This window comes from Limisphaerales bacterium, assembly GCA_014382585.1.
In the GTDB taxonomy this organism is placed as follows: Bacteria; Verrucomicrobiota; Verrucomicrobiia; order Limisphaerales; family UBA1100; genus JACNJL01.
The window spans coordinates 1-19,164 of sequence record JACNJL010000069.1 but is presented as its reverse complement, the minus strand read 5'-3'; the positions used below and the strand labels follow the sequence as shown (position 1 = coordinate 19,164).

General features: G+C 58.7%; 16 protein-coding genes. 14 read left to right on the top strand and 2 right to left on the bottom strand.

Annotation, left to right across the window (positions count from 1 at the left end):
• From H8E27_15880 to H8E27_15860, 5 genes are all read left to right on the top strand, one after another.
• A partial coding sequence (locus tag H8E27_15880; GenBank protein ID MBC8327097.1) for an N-acetylgalactosamine-4-sulfatase occupies positions 1-325 on the top strand: 325 nt, incomplete at its 5' end.
• 79 nt (positions 326-404) lie between these two features.
• A complete protein-coding gene (locus tag H8E27_15875; protein ID MBC8327096.1) occupies positions 405-1,637 on the top strand; it encodes an SGNH/GDSL hydrolase family protein in 1,233 nt (410 codons plus the stop codon).
• A gap of 135 nt (positions 1,638-1,772) precedes the next feature.
• Positions 1,773-2,969 (top strand): DUF1552 domain-containing protein, encoded by a 1,197-nt coding sequence (locus H8E27_15870; GenBank protein MBC8327095.1) that lies wholly within the window; start codon positions 1,773-1,775, stop codon positions 2,967-2,969.
• Positions 2,970-2,971: 2 nt separating this feature from the next.
• Positions 2,972-5,386 (top strand): DUF1592 domain-containing protein, encoded by a 2,415-nt coding sequence (locus tag H8E27_15865; GenBank protein ID MBC8327094.1) that lies wholly within the window; start codon positions 2,972-2,974, stop codon positions 5,384-5,386.
• Positions 5,387-5,399: 13 nt separating this feature from the next.
• The gene (locus tag H8E27_15860; GenBank protein ID MBC8327093.1) at positions 5,400-6,974 is read left to right on the top strand and encodes a sulfatase; all 1,575 of its coding nucleotides are present in this window, start codon (positions 5,400-5,402) and stop codon (positions 6,972-6,974) included.
• Positions 6,975-6,986: 12 nt separating this feature from the next.
• Here the strand turns inward: H8E27_15860 and H8E27_15855 are convergent, their stop codons facing one another.
• A complete protein-coding gene (locus H8E27_15855; protein ID MBC8327092.1) occupies positions 6,987-9,407 on the bottom strand; it encodes a sulfatase-like hydrolase/transferase in 2,421 nt (806 codons plus the stop codon).
• A gap of 115 nt (positions 9,408-9,522) precedes the next feature.
• Here H8E27_15855 and H8E27_15850 point away from each other — a divergent pair, with 115 nt between their 5' ends.
• Genes H8E27_15850 through H8E27_15820 form a run of 7 tightly spaced genes read left to right on the top strand, consistent with a single transcriptional unit; the run spans position 9,523 to position 16,793 of the window.
• Complete coding sequence (locus H8E27_15850) at positions 9,523-11,697, top strand: hypothetical protein (protein ID MBC8327091.1); 2,175 nt, start codon at positions 9,523-9,525, stop codon at positions 11,695-11,697.
• A 56-nt stretch (positions 11,698-11,753) separates the two neighbouring features.
• The gene (locus H8E27_15845) at positions 11,754-12,824 is read left to right on the top strand and encodes a hypothetical protein (protein MBC8327090.1); all 1,071 of its coding nucleotides are present in this window, start codon (positions 11,754-11,756) and stop codon (positions 12,822-12,824) included.
• 2 nt (positions 12,825-12,826) lie between these two features.
• A complete protein-coding gene (locus tag H8E27_15840; protein MBC8327089.1) occupies positions 12,827-13,351 on the top strand; it encodes a CbrC family protein in 525 nt (174 codons plus the stop codon).
• Positions 13,352-13,356: 5 nt separating this feature from the next.
• On the top strand, positions 13,357-14,688 hold the full coding sequence (locus H8E27_15835; GenBank protein MBC8327088.1) for a sulfatase-like hydrolase/transferase: 1,332 nt from the start codon (positions 13,357-13,359) through the stop codon (positions 14,686-14,688).
• 53 nt (positions 14,689-14,741) lie between these two features.
• Positions 14,742-14,942 (top strand): type II toxin-antitoxin system VapB family antitoxin, encoded by a 201-nt coding sequence (locus H8E27_15830; GenBank protein ID MBC8327087.1) that lies wholly within the window; start codon positions 14,742-14,744, stop codon positions 14,940-14,942.
• Positions 14,939-15,346, top strand: a complete 408-nt coding sequence (locus H8E27_15825) for a PIN domain-containing protein (GenBank protein MBC8327086.1) — start codon at positions 14,939-14,941, stop codon at positions 15,344-15,346. The genes H8E27_15830 and H8E27_15825 overlap by 4 nt, the downstream gene beginning before the upstream one ends.
• A gap of 49 nt (positions 15,347-15,395) precedes the next feature.
• Positions 15,396-16,793: a sulfatase-like hydrolase/transferase gene (locus H8E27_15820; GenBank protein MBC8327085.1), complete on the top strand. Its 1,398-nt coding sequence runs from the start codon at positions 15,396-15,398 to the stop codon at positions 16,791-16,793.
• A gap of 27 nt (positions 16,794-16,820) precedes the next feature.
• Here H8E27_15820 and H8E27_15815 read toward each other — a convergent pair whose 3' ends face one another.
• Positions 16,821-17,294, bottom strand: coding sequence for a GNAT family N-acetyltransferase (locus tag H8E27_15815; GenBank protein ID MBC8327084.1), 474 nt, complete (start codon positions 17,292-17,294; stop codon positions 16,821-16,823).
• A 108-nt stretch (positions 17,295-17,402) separates the two neighbouring features.
• Here H8E27_15815 and H8E27_15810 point away from each other — a divergent pair, with 108 nt between their 5' ends.
• Positions 17,403-18,950, top strand: coding sequence for a sulfatase-like hydrolase/transferase (locus H8E27_15810; GenBank protein ID MBC8327083.1), 1,548 nt, complete (start codon positions 17,403-17,405; stop codon positions 18,948-18,950).
• A 69-nt stretch (positions 18,951-19,019) separates the two neighbouring features.
• Positions 19,020-19,164 (top strand): phosphoribosylglycinamide formyltransferase 2 (purT, locus tag H8E27_15805; GenBank protein ID MBC8327082.1); only part of this gene is annotated, 145 nt, incomplete at its 3' end.

The following is a 19,164-nucleotide window of genomic DNA, read 5'->3' as shown; positions in this document are numbered from 1 at the left end:
TGTAAAAACCGCCGGCGACTACACCGTTGAACTCCGTCGCTGGCCCAAGGAAGCCGATGCCGCCATCACCGCCTCCATGAAAGCCGGCGCCGATGTGCCGGGCGTCACCCCGTTTCGCGCCGTGGACGGCAAACCCTTTGCCGCCGTTAAGGCCCACCTCAAGCTGGGCGGCCAAAAACTCACCCTGCCCGTGAAGCCCAACGCCAAAAGCGTCACCTTCAACCTCAAGCTCAAGCCCGGCCGCGACGAGCTATGGGCCAAGTTCACCGACGCCAAAGGCGTGCCCATGGGCGCGTTTTATGCGTATGTGACGAAGGTGAAGTAGGTGCGACATCCTGCGGCTTGTTGTGATGCTTAATTTACGTTTCCTAAGGGGCCTTCTATTTTCAATCCAACTGGGTTGGGTGAGTCCGCTGGTGTGTGCCCAGCCGGTGACGGAGCTCTCCGGCCTCATCATTCCGCGCGATCAGCAGGGTATGTATGTCCGCAACGAGGCGGGGCAGTTTGAGGTGACTTGGACGGCGGAGACGCAGGTGGCGTTGGTGGCTAATACGCGTTTGCTCAGCGGGTTAACGAAGGGCCGGCTGGAGTACAAGATTCATTCGTCGAAAGAGGTGATCTCGTTTGCTGTGCCCGAAGGCCCGATCATGGGCATCAAGCGCTCGCGCGGCGGGCGGTTGCTCGAGCAGAGTTTGCAGGAGGCCAAGAAGGAGCGTTGGCTCTCGGAGGATGGGCTGGAATTGTACTTCAACCAAAAGCCCTCCCGCGAGCAGTTGGCGACGCCGGAGGATTTGCGGTTCATTGGCCGCTGGGATTTCCAGGCCAAGCCGCGCACGCTATCCATCAACGGCACGCAGTATGAAATCTCCCTGAAGAAAGGCGGGCAGACCAGCGCGTTGCTTTACAATCTGCTGACCGTGAAGGACTGCAACCCGTTCATTAACAAGGCCACGGTCATCGGGCGGAAACAGGGCGAGGTGCTGGTGGCCGATCAGATTCATCTGCAGCCCATCGGCGATCAGGCGGCGTTGGATGATCCGAAGCTGCCGCGCTACCTGTTCATCGGCGATTCGATCTCCGGAAATTATGACCGGGGTTTGCGCGCGGCGTTGGCCGGGAAATTTAACCTGCATCATCCGCCCACCAATTGCGGGCCATCCGCCAAAGGCGCCAAGAACATTATCGACTGGCTTGGAGCCTACGACCAACCCGGCCGGCACTGGGATGTGATCAGTTTTAATCACGGTCATTGGGATAGTGGAAATGATCAGGCCAACTATCAGGCCAACCTGGAAACGGTGATTGCTGAGCTGAAAAAAACCAAGGCGAAGCTGATTTGGGTGACCACCTGTCCGGTGCCCAACGGCTTCGAGCCCGCTGGCGCGCTCGACGCCAACGGGAAGGCGCCCGCCCGCACCGCCGGGGTCATGCAAAAATACCTCAACCCGTGGGCCGCCGAAGTGATCGCGCGCCATCCAGAGATTACGATTTGCGATCAGTGGCAGTTCGTGAAGGCCAACGCCGGCGGCCTCTACACCGATTGGTGGGCCGGCAAAAATGTGCATTTCAGCAGGGAACCCGCCGACGCGTTGGGTACGTTGCTGGGGAGCCACGTGGAGCGGCGGTTTCGGAAATAAAATGGCTGTGGCGGCCTCGCCGATGGGATTGCGTTTTGGCCGGAATCAGTCCAAGCTGCGGGCTGACCAATGAAGAGCAGTTCACTCCCACGCAGAACATTTCTCAAAGGCGCCGGTGCCTGTATTGCGTTGCCGATGATGGAATCCCTCCTACCGCGTTCGGCGCGGGCGGTGGAACAGGCAAGCCAATCGCCCCGGCTAGCGGTGGTCACGGTGCCCTTCGGCATGGTGGTCGATAAATTTCATCCCACCACGACCGGGCCGGACTACAAGCTGTCGCCGACCTTGAAGCCGTTGGCCAAGTATCGGAACGAGTTCACGGCGTTTTCCAATTTCGACCACAGCGTGCGCGGCGGTCACGCGGCAAACCACGCGTTGTTGAGCGGTGTCTTGAGCACCGAACGGGCGGGGTATCCGGACGGCAACCTCTCGGTCGACCAACGGGCGGCCGAGCTGGTGGGGCATAACACGCGCTATCCGTCGCTGGTTTTCTGGCGACAAGGTATGAGCTTTACCCGAACCGGCGTGCGTGTGCCGGCGGTGGTGAAACCCAGCGACGCGTTCCGGCTCATGTTTGAGGATGACTCGGCGGACAAAAAGAAGTTCGACCGCGCCGCCCTCGGTTCGAGCGGCAGTATTTTGGACGCTGTGCTCAGCGATGCCAAGGGCCTCAAACAACAACTTGGTCAGGAAGACCGGCACAAGTTGGAAGAGTATTTCACGTCCATCCGCGAGACGGAGAAGAAACTGGAGTTGGCCGAGCAATGGATTGATCGGCCGAAGCCTGAGGTGAAGGATCCGGCCTTGAAGAAAATCGGCGCCGGGTCGCGTGATGAAAACACCGGCGGCAATCTGGTGGGCGTCTGGCTGGATCTCATGTTCCTCGCCTTGCAGACCGATTCCACCCGTGTGGTGTCCATGGATGTGGCGAATTGCAACTGGGGCCTCGACGCGGTGAGCGAGAGCTACCACACCTTGTCCCACCACGGCCAACGCAAGGATCGGCTGGATCAACTCGCCATCGTGGAGCAATTCCTCATGGAAAACATCGCCACTTTTATTGGCAAACTCAAGGCCACCCAACAAGCCGACGGCACGTCCATGCTGGATTCCACGCAGATTCTGTTTGGCTCCGGCCTCGGCAGTGGCAGTCGTCATAGCAACGACAATCTCCCGATGCTTCTGGCCGGCGGCGGTTATCAGCACGGTCGGCATCTCGACGGCCAGCGCAAGCAGCCCTTGTGCAATCTGTACCTGAGCATGCTGCAACGCATGGGGGCCGAGCAGGATTACTTCAACCGCAGCCAAGGCACATTGACCGGGTTGATCTAGCCATGAAATGGGTCGTCCCGCTTCTGCTATTGTCCGGCCCATTGTCGGTCATCGCGAGTCCAGTTGCCTTCTTCAAGGCTCACTGTGTGCAGTGTCATGGTGCCGAGAAACAAAAGGGCAAGCTCAGGCTCGATACGTTGGCCTGGAATCCGGCGGACGCAAAGAATGTCGAGGTCTGGCGGGAAATCGCGGATCGATTGGACCTCGGCGAAATGCCGCCCGACGATGAGCCGCAACCCAAGGCGGCTGACACGGCGGCTTTTCTCAAGACCTTGACGGCCCGACTCGGGGCCGTACCGGCGCATCGGAAGCCGGTGGTGTTGCGCCGGCTTAACCGCGCCCAGTACCGCAATACGCTGGAGGATTTGCTCGGGCTGGATCTCTCGGTGGAAGACCCGACTGAAGCCTTTCCGGCCGACGACAAGGAAGAGGGTTTCGATAACCTGGGCGAGACCCTGCAAATGTCGGACTTCCTCCTGCGCCAATATTTAAAAGTGGCGCGCGCGGCGGTGGATCGCGCGACCTTTCCGGACGAGCGGCCGGAAGCGAAAACCTATCGACCCAACGACGTGAAAGGGCGTCCGTTGAATTACAAGGCTCAGGCGAATGATCCCGAACGGGATTATCTCGTGCTCTCCAAGAACGATGAACGCGCCCCGGGCGATCCGCGCGGGCAGACCATTATCAACTGCCGCGAAGGCGCCGCTCACGACGGTTGGTATGAGTTTAGCTTCGTCGTGGAATCCAAGGGCCGGGGCAATTTCGCCCAGGAGTTGCGGGAACAAAAGCGCAACGATTACCCGGTTTATTTCGCCGAGGATCTGCACCGCTTTGAGGTTTACGTTACCGCCCCGAACAGTAAATCGCAGATTCAAACGCGCCCGCGCAAGCTGGTCCACGCCGAGGATCTGCCCGACAACCGGCGTGTCACCATCAAGAAACGCCTCTGGCTCCCTCAAGGCTGGCGTGTCGAGGTGGGGTTTGGCAACGGCTACTGGGGCACGCGCGATCTACTGGAGATTGCCGATCCGAAGTTCAATTTCGACGCCTTCAGTGAATTGCCGCGGCGCGAGCAAAACGGGCGCTACGGTAAGCTGCTCATCGATGCGCTGGAGAAAGTGAACGGACCGCGCATCGTCATCCACAGCATCGTGGAGACCGGCCCGCACTACGCGCAATGGCCTCCGCAGGCCCACCAACGCGTGTACGGTCAAGCCGATCAAGATCCCGCCGCCGTGGTGCGTCGCTTCGCCGAAAGAGCCTTTCGCCGGCCCGTCACCGATGAAGACATTGCCCCGTATTTGGCACTGGCCAAGCACAGCCCCGAGGGGATCCGTACCGCCATCGAAGGCATTCTGTGCTCTCCGCGGTTCATTTACCTACGCGAACCCGAAGGGGCGCTGGATCACTACGCCATCGCCTCCCGGCTTTCGTATTTTCTCTGGAACACCATGCCCGATGCCCCCTTGCTGGCTGATGCCCAGGCCGGGCGCCTGCGCGAGCCCAAGGTGCTTGCCGGCCACCTCGACCGGATGTTGGCCGATCCTCGTTCCGATGAATTTGTGGACACCTTTCTTTGGGCCTGGCTGAAGCTCGACAACACGGTCGAAATGGCGCCCGACCCCATGAAGTTTTACGAGTTCCGCCGCAACCGAATTGCTGAGGCCATGGTCAAGGAAAGCACGCTCTTCTTCCGGCATGCGCTCGATCAAAACCTGCCGCCCACCACCTTCCTCGACGCCGACTTCACCTTTCTCAACGCCAACCTCGCCCGACATTACGGGTTGGCCGCGGACGGGATCGATACCACCGCTCAATTCCGCAAAGTTTCATTAGCCGGCCAACGCAAACGAGGTGGACTGCTGGGTCAAGCCGCCGTGCTCACCGCCTCGGCTAACGGCGTCGACACCTCGCCCGTCGTCCGCGGCATCTGGATTCTGGAAAACCTGCTCGGCACCCCGCCCAAGGATCCGCCGCCCGAGGTCGAAGTTCCCGAACCCGACGCCCGCGGCGAGCTAACCATTCGCGAACTCTACGCCAAACACCGGACCGTGGAGTCCTGCAACGATTGCCACAAGAAAATCGATCCGCTTGGATTCGCGTTGGAAAACTTCGACGCTGTGGGCGCCTGGCGTGTGAAGTATGAATCCGGTCACACCATTGATTCCTCCGGCCGCATGCCCAACGGCGAAGACTTCACCGATGTCGGCGGCCTTAAGCAAATCATGATTGCCGAGCCCAACCTCTTCACCCGCAACCTCACCGCCAAGCTGCTCACCTATGCCACCGGCCGCACCATGGAAGCCGGCGATCGCCCCGAGATTGATCGCATCGTCCAACACACCCTCGGCGAACAAGCCGGTCTGAAAGATCTCCTGCGCCAAATCATCACCAGTGAGTTGTTCCTAAATAAGTAACCCAATCGAACCCATGAAAAACTATTGTTTAATCTTCGCCGGACTGTTTTGTGCGGCTGCATTAATGGCGGCCGAACGGCCGAATATTGTGATCTTTTATGTCGATGATCTGGGCTGGGCGGATACGTCGGTGCGGATGATGGAGAGCGATCCGAATTCGGCGAGTGACTTTCACCAGACCCCGCATCTGGCGGCGTTGGCCAAACGCGGCATGAAGTTTTCCAACGCCTACGCGCCGGCCCCCACCTGTACGCCGTCGCGCAAGAGCATTCAGTTCGGCAAAACGCCCGGGCGGCTCGGGTACACGTTTGTGCATGATGTGCTGGCGTTGCAACGCAAGCTGGAGTGGAAGAATGAAACGTCGCTGGCCGATGTGGTGAAGGCGGCGGATCCAAATTATATCACCGCGCATTTCGGCAAGGGGATGGGCAATGAGCGGATGGAAACGATTGGCTACGATGTCACGGACGAGCTTGAGCCCCATGGCGACAATGGGAATTTTCACGGCGATTACATCAGCCTGAAGAACCGCACGAAGTTGCCGCCGGATAATCCGAAGCGCATGGCGTCGCTCCAGAAAAGCTCGGTGGATTTTGTCAACGCGCATAGCGGTAAGCGGCCGTTTTTGATGATGGTGTCACACTACGCCGTCCACGTTCCTCATGCGGCCCGAGCGGATCTCATTGAGAAATACCGCAAGCTGCCCCGCGGGAAATACCTAACGGACTCTGATTATCTACCGGTTGATGAAATGCCCAAGGGCAAGGTGATCAGCTCCTGGCGTCTGCAATACGCGGCGATGCTCGAGGAATGCGACGAGGGCCTGGGCGCGATTGTGGCGGCGTTAAAGAAAACGGGGCAGCTCGACAACACGATCATTCTATTTACGTCCGACAACGGCGGCGGGCTTGGGCCCAATGGGACGTTGCGCGGCGGGAAGGCCAATCTCTATGAGGGCGGCCTGCGCGTGCCGTTCGTGGTGGCCGGGCCGGGAGTGAAAGCGGGCGCGCAATGCGATGTGCCGGTGGCGCAATGGGATCTGCTGCCGACCTTACATGATTATGCCAAAAGCGCGCAGCCGCTGCCGAAGGATCTGGATGGCGCCAGCCTGCGCGGCGTGTTTGAAAAGGGCAATGGCGCCACGGTCAAACGGCCGGGGGAAGGGTTTGTGTTCCATTATCCATGCTACTTTGCGCCCCCGCTGACGGTGATCCGGCTGGGCGATTATAAATTCATGGAGCATCACCTGAGCGGCGAGCAGAAACTCTTCAACGTGAAGACGGATTATGCGGAGCAGACCAATCTCATCGAGTCCATGCCCGAGAAAGCCTCGGCACTGCGCACGGTGATGATGCGTTATCTCGATGCCATCGACGCGGAAGATGTGCAGGACGTGTACAAGGCACGGTTTGCCGGGTTGGACCACTTCGAGCTGATGGCGCGCCAGAATCATACGAAGTCCATCGACCGCGCCAAGGGGGATCAAAAATTGATCGCCGAGGCGGATGCGCGCCTCAAGGAGCAACTCGAACGCTTCGAACGCAACCGCAAAGAATGCCGCGCCAACATGCAGGGTAAGACGTTCTGATGGGCGGACGGTTTATTTCGGCAACGAAAGTGTTTCCACCCAGATGGGGCCTTTGCCGACTTCGTATTGGGCGATCTTCTTGAGTGTGCCGTTGGGTTCGATGCGGTAGGCGCCGAGACGGTTGTCGGTTTGGCCGGCCACGTAGAGGAACTTGCCGAGTTTGTCGATGGTGAATGAGCGCGGCACGCGTTCGCAGGGGGTATGGCTGATTAGCTTGAGCTGGCCGTGTTGCGGGTCTACCTGAAACCCAACGATGCTGTCGCGGCCGGTGGGTTCAAAACGCGCAGTGATATCGCGATTGGAGATGTAGAGATATTTCGCATTGGGCGTCAGGTGCAGATCGGCAGTGGTGATGGTGCCGGTGAATCCTTTCGGTTGCGTGACGATGTTTTGCATGGGCGTGAGCCGGCCTTGCTCGGTGTCCCATTGCCACGCACCGACGCCGGGTTGCTCGCGTTCGTTGGTGGTGTAGGCGATTGATAAATTAGGATGAAACACCAAATGCCGCGGCTGGCGCGCCTCGTGGTCGCCAGCAGGCCCGCGCGCGAAGGGGGGATTGTGCGGTTTGGTGGTGCCGACCTGCGCGGTGAACTGGTTGATGAACACTTTGTTGGGGCCGGTGGCGGGCACGAGCAGCCAATGGTTGTCCGGCGAAAAGACGGCGCTGTGGGCGCGCTGCTCAAGGGTCAGTTCGCCGATGGTGGTGCCGCGATAGATCGGATCGATCTTCCAAACCGTCGCTTTGCCCGGGCCATAGTGGTTGCCGGCGAGAAATTCGCCGTTGTTATCGGTCATCAAATAGCCGGGGCGCAAATTGACGGCGGCTTGATGGGCGAGCTTCAGTTTGCCGTCCGCCGCAATTGCTAACGTGGCAATCGTCGGGGTTTTTTTCTTGGGTACATCCGTGCTGGCGGTGGCGTACATCAGCTCACGGTTGGGCGCGAAAGTGAAGGGGCCTGCGCCGGGGAGCGCGAGCTGCTGCAGCGGCGCCAGTTTGCCGGTGGTTTTGTTTACGGCAAATACACTGAGCTGACCGCCGGCGGCGAGGTAGAGGCGCTGCTCGGTGTCGCGCGGATCGCCATCGCGCGGGGCGGGATCAGGATTGGGCTGGGCTTGCAACACGGCGGCCAGCCGCTGGCGGGCGGTGCGGGATGCCGGGGTGTCCTGCGTGATGGGGCGCTGCTCGAGTTTGTCATTGGGGACGTCGTACAGCTTGCCGTTGCCGTAGAGCTTGAAGCGTTTGTCGCGGGCAAAACGGATTTTACGAAACTGATCCTTATCCCAGCCGGGTCGAGGATCGTAATGGCAGAAGACCCACGGGCGCGGTTCGGCAGGGCGGTTGAGGAGTTGCGGGAAAAAACTAATGCCATCGAGCTTGGCCTGAGCGGGGATGGGCCGGTCGGCGGCTTCCATGATCGTGGGCAGGAAATCGGTGGAATCCACCAGATTGTCGTTGAGGCCCGGCCGGATGCGTCCGGGCCAACGCACGACCAGAGGCACGTGCGTGCCGGCATCGGAGGCGCGGCCTTTGCCGCCGACCACAGGGCCGCGCGTGGTTTGCGAAGTAATCTTCCGGTGCGTGCCGTTGTCGCTGTAAAAAATGACGAGCGTTTTTTTGCTGAGACCGAGGTTATCAATCTGCTTCACCACGCGGCCGACGCATTTGTCCATGTACTCGACCATGTCCGGAAAATATCGGGTGTCCTCATTCTCGAGCGGAATGCCGTTATTCCAGTCGGGGCTGTTCGGCGTGGGCACAAACGGTCGATGTGGTAGGGCCATGGCGTAATAGACAAAGAACGGCTTGTCGCTGTCCTTCTTGCGGCGGATAAAGTCGTTGATGAAATCCACCCAATGATCCGGCCCGTATTTACCTTTTAGGTCATTCAGCAATTTACCGTTTTCAAACGTGGTCGGCCGGGCAAATCGCAGGCCTTTGTCCTCGGTGTGCCAGGAATGAAAGAGGCTGTACTCGTCGAAACCCGCGTCGGTGACCTTCATGCCTTTGCCGCGGCGCAGGTGCGCGCCTGGATAGCTCGGCGGATCGTAACTTTGCAGCTGCCACTTGCCCGCGATGCAGGTGTGGTAGCCGGCTTCCTGCATATAATGCCCGATGGTCTTGGCTTTCGGATCCATTGTGCCGAAGTAAGTCCAGTTGCGGTTGTTGTACCGGCCGGTCATCAGCTGGATTCGCGTGTTGGTGCAGAGCGGTTGGGAGTAGGCGTGGCGGAACCGAATGCCCTGTGTCGTGAGCCGGTCAATCGCCGGGGTGCGATAGCTCGTGCCGCCGTAGGAGCCGATGCCTTCCACGCCGATGTCGTCGGCCATGATCAGCACAATATTCGGACGATCGGCGGCCGGGAGCAGCGCGGTCACGCTCAAAGTAAACACAGCCAAGAGCAGCCATCGAAGTCGATCCATCACAATGCGCATGGGGGCGGGTTATACCGCGCCGTTTCAATAAATGCCATCCATCGGATAAAATGTTGTCGCGCGGTTTGTTTTCCCATAGAAACCAAGCCGCGCGCTCAAGTGCGCGCCGAACGCCATGCCCTCCATTTCGCCATTCATTCGCCGCGGCCTTGGCCTAGGGCTGTTGCTGGTGGGTTCCTTGGTGGGGTTCGCCAGTGAAAAGCCGGCGTTCACCGATTACTGCCTGCGATTGGAGCAGGAAATTCAAGGGCGCAAGCACGGGTTCATGGCGGGCAATCTTGCCTATTATGTCGGGGGCTTTCATGCGAGTTGGAAGTTGATGGAGGATGAGACAATCGGCCTGACGCATCCGTTTCATCACGACCTGCGCAGTCGCGGTGTGGGCCTGCTCGACAGCGCGTTGACCGGTACGGAGCACACCGGCAAGGGTAACGACTACAACGGTTGGGAGTTTTATAAGGACACCCGCGTGCTCTACGGCAGCGTGATCGTCGATGGACAGACCTTCAAGCATCCCAAACCGAAGAGCATGCGTTGGCGGCCGGATAAGATGATCTGCGAATATGAGGTCGGCGGCGTGACGATTCGCGAGGAGAAATTCATTGCGGCCAATGACGCGGCGGCCTCGATCATCACGGCGTCCAAGCCGGTGACGTTGCGATTTGAAGGCCACAGTTTTTTTCATCGCAAGAGCGTCACCTCCACCGCGGCCATTCGATTTGATGCGCGGAATAATGTAGTGGTGATTCGGGAAGGCGGCACGGTGAAATCGCGGCCCGACCCCAATCGCGGCGAACGGATTGGTCCCTGTGTTTACTCGGGCATGACCACGGCGCTGAGCGTGTCGCGGGATTTGTCTGGGGCCGTTGTCACCCGCAAGGACGACCGCGGGGTACAGCATTACACGATCTCCGTGCCGTGCGATGCGCAGGGTACGGTGGTGTCCTGGGCCATGCACGATGATGGCGGCACGGCCATCCGCGCCGCGCGCGAGATCGTTGCGCATCATAAGCCGTGGCAGGCCGCCAAGACCGCTGAGATGAATCGCCAGCTCAACGACGAAATCCCGTGGTTTCGCTGTCCTGATCCACGCTATGTCGACATCTACTATTACCTGTGGTCGCTCTATCTCATGTACTACATTGAGGTCGGCAAAGGCTGGGAGCAGGAACCGCACACGCAAACGGCGGTGAACAATTTTCTCGGCATACACCGTTACGATGCGGCATTTCAAATTAAGGTCGGCGCCTGGACGCGCAATCACAGCCGTTACGCTTATGGCAATGTCCTTACCTGGAAGCATCTCACGCAGAACAATCGTTTCCGAGAAACGCCCAACGGCCTGCGGATGCTCTCAGACAACAAGGGCATCAGCTGGCATAGTGGCGCTTACGGTGTGGAAACCTCCGAGCACGTTCTCGGCGCGTGGCAGATTTATCAGCACACCGGTGATGTGCAGTTTCTCAAGGCTTGCTACGAAGGGCACTTCGCCAAGCTGTACGAGAAACGCCTGCCGGGGTTTGCGATGAACACCTTTGAGGTAGCCGACACGCTCGTGAAGATGGCTCGCCTCACCGGTCATGAAGCCGATGTGCCGCACTGGAACCAACTCGTGCGCCGCGATGATCCCAAGCACGTGCGACTGATGTTCGATCAACGCTGGGAAGCCAACGGCGTGCCGAACTATTTTGCCGCGCCCCAGAACGGCATGCTCATGACCACCGCCTTCTGGTCCATGCGCTCGCCGAATTTCCCAAACGAATACGCCAAGCGCATGGTTCATGCCTGGGCGCTTAACCGCGACAAAGGATTCTACGGCGCCTTCTTCCCACTGGCCATGGCCAAGCAATCGATGGCGCAGTTTAAATCACAGGACGATCACGCCTTTGGTTACACGCCCGACACCGCCTACTTCACCCTCGACGGAATGTTCCGCCAGCGTCTCAAAAAAGAAGCCACCGAACTCACGCTCAATCATCTTATCCATTACAACTATCATCCGCAGTGGAAAATCCCCATGGCGCCCGAGGCTTACCGGCGTGATCTCAGTTTGTTTGGGGATCAGTACTCCAACTTTAACGCGGGCAAAATTCTACTCTATCTCGAAGGCCTCGCTGGCCTGCGCTATTCCATCCCCGACAAACAACTCACCCTCCAACCCGCACTCCCCAAGGCGTGGGACTGGATGGAGGTTCGCCTGCCCATCGCCGGTCAATGGACCAAAGTGCGCTATCGAAGGGGCGGCGTCCAAACCAGTGGTAGCCCGTTCCCGGTAGTGATGGTCGAGTAAACCTCCGCCCTTGCATCCGGCGGCTTGCGGCGTAAACTCCATCAACTCGTTTACCTATGAAGACACCCCATTCCCGTCGTCAATTTCTTGCCACCTCGACAGCCGTCATCGCCATGCCACAACTGTTGCTGGCCAATAAAACTCCCAAGCAGGTGATCATCGGCGAAGGGGAACACCAGTACGAGGTGCAGCATGGCTTCGCGCAATTGCCGGCTAAGTACACATGGCAGACCACCCATAATGTGGCCGTGGATGCCGAGGGCTTGCTGTACGTCATTCATGAAGGTCGGCAAAACTTGAAGGATCACCCGTCTATTTTTGTGTTCGACCAAAAGGGCAAATTCATTCGCGCCTTCGGTAATCAATTTCAGGGCGGCGGCCACGGCATCGAGGTGCGCACCGAGGGCAAGGAGCAGTTCCTTTACGTGTGCGCCTACCAAAACGTGAAGGCCTTCGCCAAGCTCACGCTCAAAGGCGAGACGGTTTGGGAAAAATACGCACCGATGGACAGCGGTGTTTACAAAAAGGACGAAGACAAAGTGCGCGTCAAGCGGTGGGGGCGCGATGCGTTTATGCCGACCAACTTTGCCTTCCTCAACGACGGCGGATTTCTACTGGCTGATGGCTACGGCTCGTTTTACGTGCATCGCTACGACAAGGCCGGCAACTGGGTGTCCAAGTTTGGCGGTCCGGGTAAGGGCAAAGGGAAATTTGCCACACCGCACGGCATCTGGATCGATCGCCGGCCGGGCCGCGAGGAACGCGTGGTGGTCTGCGATCGCGCCCATCACACCCTGCAATACCTCACGCTGGACGGAAAATATCTCGAGACCCTGTCCGGCTACGGGCTGCCCGCCAATTTGGATTCTTACAAAAATCTCCTGCTCGTGCCCGAGCTCCACGCGCGCGTGACCTTGCTGGGCGACAACAATAAAGTCGTCGCCCGCCTCGGTGATGATGTCGAAGGCGTGGTGAAGCAGAAGAAGGTCAACCGCGGCAAACCCGAGACGTGGGTTGCCGGAAAATTCGTTCATCCCCACGACGCCTGCTTCGACAACGACGGCAACATCCTCGTCGCCGAATGGGTCGCAACAGGGCGGGTTACGCGTTTGAAGAAGGTGAGTTGAAAATGTTGCCACCTTTTAAATATCATCCGGACCCTATTGCCACAGGTGCGGTGAAACCCAGTGAAGCCGAATGTGAATGTTGTGGCCAAACTCGGGGATTCACATACGCACCCAACATTTATGCGGAAGAGGAGATTGAGGACATTTGTCCTTGGTGCGTTGCCGATGGGAGTGCCGCAGATAAATTCGACGGTACATTTAGTGATGATTACCCGTTAACAGTTGCGGAATTGTCCTCTGAAATCGTGGATGAGGTGACTCGAAAAACACCGGGATTCATTAGTTGGCAACAGGAGGAATGGCAGATTTGCTGCAACGATGCCTGTGAATTTCATGGAGATGCGTCTCGTGAAGATGTAAAAGGGCTGTCATTGGAGGCATTTCACGCGGCATTTGGGGACTCGAGTTTGAGTGCGGATTTTGTCGGCTCGCTTAAGGAGAATTATGGGCCCGGGGGTGACCCTGCAATTTACAAGTGGCGATGCCGTCATTGCGGACAATACAAATTTAACGCAGATTTTTCCTGATAGTGATGCGGAGAATTCTCTATTTTCTCGTCACAGTCTGTGCGCTTTTCAATCTCAGCGCCGCCCCGCCCAACATCGTCCTCATCTTGGCCGATGACATGGGCTATGGGGACCTCGGATGCTATGGGCATCCGCGGGCGAAGACGCCGGTGATTGATCGGTTGGCGAAGGAGGGGGTGCGGTTCACGCAGCATTATTCGAACGGCACGGAGTGCAGCCCCACGCGCACGGCGCTGCTCACGGGACGGTATCCGCAGCGGGCCGGCGGGCTGGAGTGCGCCATCGGCACGGGCAACGTGGGCCGGTACGATGACGCCATTCGGTTGGCGGCGCAACGGCAGTTGGGTTTGCCGGCGGCGCAGGGAGTGTTGCCGGGGGCGTTGAAACAGGCGGGCTACGTCTGCGGGGTGTTTGGCAAATGGCACCTCGGCTACGAGCCGCGCTTCAATCCCATGGAGCATGGCTGGGATGAATTCTTCGGGTACCTCGGTGGCAATGTGCATTATTTTAATCACCGGGAGACGAGCGATTTGCACGTGCTCTTTCGCGGGCGGTTGCCGGTGCATTCGGAGGGGTACATGACGCATCTCATCACTGAATCATCCGTGGACTTCATCGCGCGCCACAAGGAACAGCCGTTCTTTCTGTTTGTCTCACACGAGTGCCCGCACTTTCCGTTTCAGGGCCCGAAGGATGCCGCCAAGAAGGTGACCAAGGAAAACTGGATGACGCCCGATGCGGATACGTACGTGGCAATGCTGGAGGATCTCGATTCCGAAGTGGGCCGCGTGTTGGCGGCGTTGAAAAAGCACAAGCTCGAGCAAAATACGCTGGTGATTTTCGTGTCCGACAACGGCGGCTTCGCTGGTGCGGCGAACATGGGCCCCTTGCGCGGAGCCAAGAGCATGACGCTCGAAGGCGGCATCCGCGTGCCACTCATCATGCGTTGGCCCGGCAAACTGCCTGCGGGCCAAACGAGCAAGCAAGTCTGCGCCACCTTCGATCTCACCCGATCCATTCTCAACCTCGCCCAAGCCAAGGTGTCGCCCAAACAACTCGATGGCCTCGACATCGTGCAGCATCTCACCGCCCGCAAGCCCGACATGCCCCGCACTCTCTACTGGCGCGGCAAACGCGGCGATCGCACTTGGACCGCCGTTCGCGATGGCAACCTGAAGTACGTCCGCAAAACCGAAGGGAAGACCGAGGAATGGCTGTACGACGTGGCCAAGGATCTCGGCGAGAAAACCGATCTTCGCGCCCAACACCCCAAGGATGTCGCCCGTTTGAAGGCGCTGTTGGCTAAATGGGAAAAGGACGTGCGAGCGGTGCGGTAAATTCCATCAAAACCCGCCTTGTGTTGCACAATGTTTTGTGCAAGTGTTTGCACATGAATACAAACATTGAGTTGAACTCTGAGTTGCTGGCCAAGGCAAAAAAAATCAGCGGGTTACGCACAAAAAAAGACGTCGTGAACCATGCTTTGGCGGAGTTTGTGCAGCGTGAGGAGCAACGAAAAATCACGGGGCTGTTTGGCACAGTTGAGTACGATCCTGATTATGACTACAAACGCGAACGGCAACGCAAATGAAAGTGATCGTGGACACGGATGTTTGGTCCGAGGCGCTGCGCAAGGAGGGTGATGAGCCGTCCTCTCAAGTGCGGGAGTTGGGTGAGTTGATTGAAAATGGCAGCGTGCAAATGGTCGGCATCATTCGCATGGAGATTTTGTGCGGCATTCGCGATGAAAAACGATTTAAGAAGTTGAAGGAAGCCGTGGCGGCGTTTCCGGATCGCCAGTTGGACACCGAGGTATTCGAATTGGCCGCCGTCATGTTCAATCAGTGCCGAGGGAAGGGCGTCCAAGGCTCAATGACCGATTTTGTTTTGTGTGCCTGTTCCGCATTATGGCAAATGCCCATCATGACCAAGGACAAGGATTTCAAGCGCTATCAGCGCCATCTCCCCATCGAACTGCATACACCGCGAAAATGACGACGGTATTTTTCGTGCAGTCAGTTTTCGATGCCTCTACGCTCGGCGCATGAAACCTCTCCTCGCTCTTTGCCTCACGCTTTTCCTTCACACCCCGCTGGCTGCGGCGCCGCCGAATGTGGTGCTGGTGTTTATCGACGACATGGGATGGGGGGACTTCTCGTGTTTTGGGAATAAGGACGCCCGGACGCCGCAGATTGATCGGCTGGCGAAAGAGGGCGTGCGGTTTGAGCAGTTTTACGTGAACTCGCCGATTTGTTCGCCGTCGCGCACGGCGATTTCCACGGGGCAATATCCGCAACGCTGGCGCATCACCTCGTACCTCGCGCATCGCGCAGTGAACGAGCGGCGCGGCATGGCGCAGTGGCTCGATCCCAAGGCACCGATGCTTGCGCGCTCGCTGCAGCAGGCCGGTTATGCCACGGGGCATTTTGGCAAATGGCACATGGGCGGCCAGCGCGATGTGGACGAGGCGCCGGCGATCACCGAGTACGGCTTCGACGCGTCGCTCACCAATTTCGAGGGCATGGGGCCCAAGCTGCTGCCGCTCACGTTACGGCCTGGACAGGATCCGAATAAGCCCGGCCGGATATGGGCCGATGCCACGCGGCTCGGCAAAGGGGTGCGCTGGATGCAGCGCTCGAAGATCACCGAAGGATTTGTCGATGAAGCGATTCCGTTTATTCAAAAAGCCGTGAAGGCCAAGCAGCCGTTTTACCTCAACCTTTGGCCGGACGATGTACACAGCCCGTTTTGGCCGCCGGTCGATCAATGGGCGGACGGCAAGCGCGGCTTGTATCATTCCGTGCTGCAGGAAATGGACCGCCAACTCGGTCGGCTCTTTGAGCTCATTCGCAACGACCCTACTTTGCGCGACAACACGCTCGTGCTCGTCTGCTCCGACAACGGGCCCGAGAAGGGCGCCGGATCGGCCGGCCCTTTTCGTGGTTTCAAGACGCACCTTTACGAAGGCGGCGTGCGCTCCTCGCTCATTGCCTGGGGTGGTCCGGTGGCGAAACAGAATTTTGTGAACCGCGACTCGGTATTTTCCGCCGTCGATCTCGTGCCCACGCTGCTGGACCTTGCCGGGGCGCCGCATCCCCAAGGCGTGCGCTACGACGGCGAATCCCTGCCGGCGGTGCTCCTTGGTAAATCAGAAGCCTCGCGCAAGGCGCCGATTTATTTCCGCCGTCCGCCTGATCGCGATGCCTTTTACGGCGACAACGATTTACCGGACCTCGCCGTGCGCGCCGGGAAATGGAAATTCCTCTGCGAATTCGACGGCACCGAACCGGAGTTGTACAACATGGAAACAGACCGCGGCGAAACTCAGAGCCGTGCTGCAAACCATCCGGATCTCGTTGCTCAATTTACGAAAGCCTGCATCATGTGGCACAAATCCATGCCGGCGGATAACGGCCCGCAACTGGGGGCCTCCCGTAAATAAATCGGTGGCCTAAAAAAATTAAGTCACTCAGGTGTTCCCGATCGTGCTGCGGTGGAAAGAGTGCTTGAGCACGTGCATCTGTTTCGCTTTGTTAAAACGGTGCCGTTGCCAGCCGAGGCGTTCGTAGAATTGAGGGATGTCGGTGAAGACAAACAACGGCTTCGGGCCGTGAGTGGCGGCGAAGGAGGTGCCTTCGCGGACCAGCTGACTTCCGATCCCGCGCTTCCGCCAATCTGGCGTCACGTACAGGACATTGATCCAAAGTTCGTCGGTATCAGACTCCGTGGACGGATGGCGTTTGTACGCCAGCACCGCAACGGGCTGGTCTTCCGCCATGGCGATCAAGGTGGGCGGACAATTCGAATCATCCAAAAGCATGTCGCAAACCTCCCTCAAAGATTCCTCCGGCCACTGGGTGGTGATCCAGTGCCCCACGGTATCGACATGCGCTAGATGCTCGTCAAGCCGGGTGATTTGAATGTTGGCGGGATTGATGAGCATGAAATTTGCCGTGCCTGAAGTTTAGACACGATTCGGTGCGTCCCCAAGACTGAATGCCGGAGAAGAATCGTGACGACTCCAGAAGTTTGAGGCAATCTCGCCGCACCCATGAAAGTTCGACATCTGTTTCTCCTGTTCGCATTGGTAACCGGCAGCCTCAGCGGGTTGGCCAAGGAAACGACCAAGCCCAATATCATCGTCATTATGGCCGATGACTTGGGGTATGGGGATATCGGTTGCTACGGGGCGAAGCCGAAGAATTTGAAGACGCCTCATATCGACCGGCTCGCCGCCGGTGGGGTGCGGTTCACCAGCGGCTATTGCTCAGCCTCCACTTGCACGCCCACGCGGTTTTCGTTTCTCACGGGCAAGTATGCGTTTCGCCAGCAGGGCACGGGCATCGCGCCGCCGAACAGTCCGGCGGTGATCCAGCCGGGACCGGAGACGTTGCCGAGCCTGCTGCAAAAGGCCGGCTACAAGACCGCGGTGATCGGCAAGTGGCACCTCGGCTTGGGCGGACCTGATGGGCCGGATTGGAACGGCGAATTGAAGCCCGGCCCGCGCGAGATTGGGTTCGATTACAATTTCCTGTTGCCCACCACCAACGATCGTGTGCCGCAGGTGTATGTGGAGAATCATCGCGTGAAGAATCTCGATCCGAAAGATCCGCTTTGGGTTGGGCGCATGAAGCCGAGCCCGGATCATCCCACTGGTATTACGCATCGGCATACATTGAAGATGGACTGGAGCCACGGGCACAATTCCACCATCCACAACGGCATCAGTCGCATCGGCTTTTACACCGGCGGCAAGGAAGCGCGGTTCCGCGATGAGGATTTGGCTGACGAATGGGTGAAGCAATCGAACAAATGGATCGAGGCCAACAAGGACAACCCGTTCTTCCTGTTTTTCTCCTCACACGATCTGCATGTGCCGCGCATTCCGCACGAGCGCTTTCGCGGCACATCCGGTCTGAGCTATCGCGGCGACGTGATCGTGCAGCTCGACTGGTGCGTGGGCGAGCTGGTGAAAACCCTCGACCGCCTCAAGCTCTCCGACAACACCCTTATTGTGTTTTGCTCGGACAACGGCCCCGTGGGCGACGACGGATACCAGGACGAGGCACTCGAGAAGATGGGCGATCACAAACCCGGCGGCCCCTTTAGCGGCGGCAAATACAGCGTGCTCGAAGGCGGCACCCGCACGCCCTTCATCACCTATTGGCCGGGCAAAATCAAACCGCAGGTATCCGAGGAAATGGTCTGCACCATCGACCTCGCCGCCAGCTTTGCCGCGCTCGCCGGCGTGAAACTGCCCCAGGCCGCCGTGCCCGACAGCTTTAATCTCCTCGGCGCGCTTCTCGGCAAACAAGGCGCGAAAGGTCGCGATCATCTCGTGCAACAAGACAACGGCCGAGGCGGCAACTACGGCTACCGCGCCGGCAACTGGAAACTCCAGCGCCACGATTCCAAACGCAAACGCAACGTCATCGTCACCAACAAACTCGCCAATCAACCGGCTCCGCGATTCGCCTTGTTTGACCTCAGCAAAGACGTGCAGGAAAAACACAACGTCGCCGAGCAACACCCCGAGGTCTTCGCCCGCATGAAAAAGGAACTGCAGGATATCATCGACGCCGGCCGCAGCCGGCCGTGAGCACGCGCTTGTCCTCTGAACAACTCACAGTAGCCAACGGCGATGGGAGATCGTAGGATTTGCGCATTCATGGATAGCACTATCGGAACACCATTTACGGACGAGGCGCGGCGCGTGCTGTTATGCGGGTCGGGCGAGTTGGGCAAGGAGGTGGTCATCGAGCTGCAGCGCTACGGCGTGGAGGTGATTGCGGTGGATGCGTATGCCAACGCGC

Excerpts from the sequence above, each read along its gene's own strand:
- H8E27_15860 (MBC8327093.1), top strand. The coding sequence starts at position 5,400 with ATGAAAAACTATTGTTTAATCTTCGCCGGACTGTTTTGTGCGGCTGCA.
- H8E27_15855 (MBC8327092.1), bottom strand. The coding sequence starts at position 9,407 with ATGCGCATTGTGATGGATCGACTTCGATGGCTGCTCTTGGCTGTGTTT.
- H8E27_15865 (MBC8327094.1), top strand. The coding sequence starts at position 2,972 with ATGAAATGGGTCGTCCCGCTTCTGCTATTGTCCGGCCCATTGTCGGTC.
- H8E27_15815 (MBC8327084.1), bottom strand. The coding sequence starts at position 17,294 with ATGCTCATCAATCCCGCCAACATTCAAATCACCCGGCTTGACGAGCAT.
- H8E27_15870 (MBC8327095.1), top strand. The coding sequence starts at position 1,773 with ATGATGGAATCCCTCCTACCGCGTTCGGCGCGGGCGGTGGAACAGGCA.
- H8E27_15845 (MBC8327090.1), top strand. The coding sequence starts at position 11,754 with ATGAAGACACCCCATTCCCGTCGTCAATTTCTTGCCACCTCGACAGCC.
- H8E27_15840 (MBC8327089.1), top strand. The coding sequence starts at position 12,827 with ATGTTGCCACCTTTTAAATATCATCCGGACCCTATTGCCACAGGTGCG.
- H8E27_15820 (MBC8327085.1), top strand. The coding sequence starts at position 15,396 with ATGAAACCTCTCCTCGCTCTTTGCCTCACGCTTTTCCTTCACACCCCG.
- H8E27_15825 (MBC8327086.1), top strand. The coding sequence starts at position 14,939 with ATGAAAGTGATCGTGGACACGGATGTTTGGTCCGAGGCGCTGCGCAAG.
- H8E27_15810 (MBC8327083.1), top strand. The coding sequence starts at position 17,403 with ATGAAAGTTCGACATCTGTTTCTCCTGTTCGCATTGGTAACCGGCAGC.
- H8E27_15830 (MBC8327087.1), top strand. The coding sequence starts at position 14,742 with ATGAATACAAACATTGAGTTGAACTCTGAGTTGCTGGCCAAGGCAAAA.
- H8E27_15835 (MBC8327088.1), top strand. The coding sequence starts at position 13,357 with ATGCGGAGAATTCTCTATTTTCTCGTCACAGTCTGTGCGCTTTTCAAT.
- H8E27_15850 (MBC8327091.1), top strand. The coding sequence starts at position 9,523 with ATGCCCTCCATTTCGCCATTCATTCGCCGCGGCCTTGGCCTAGGGCTG.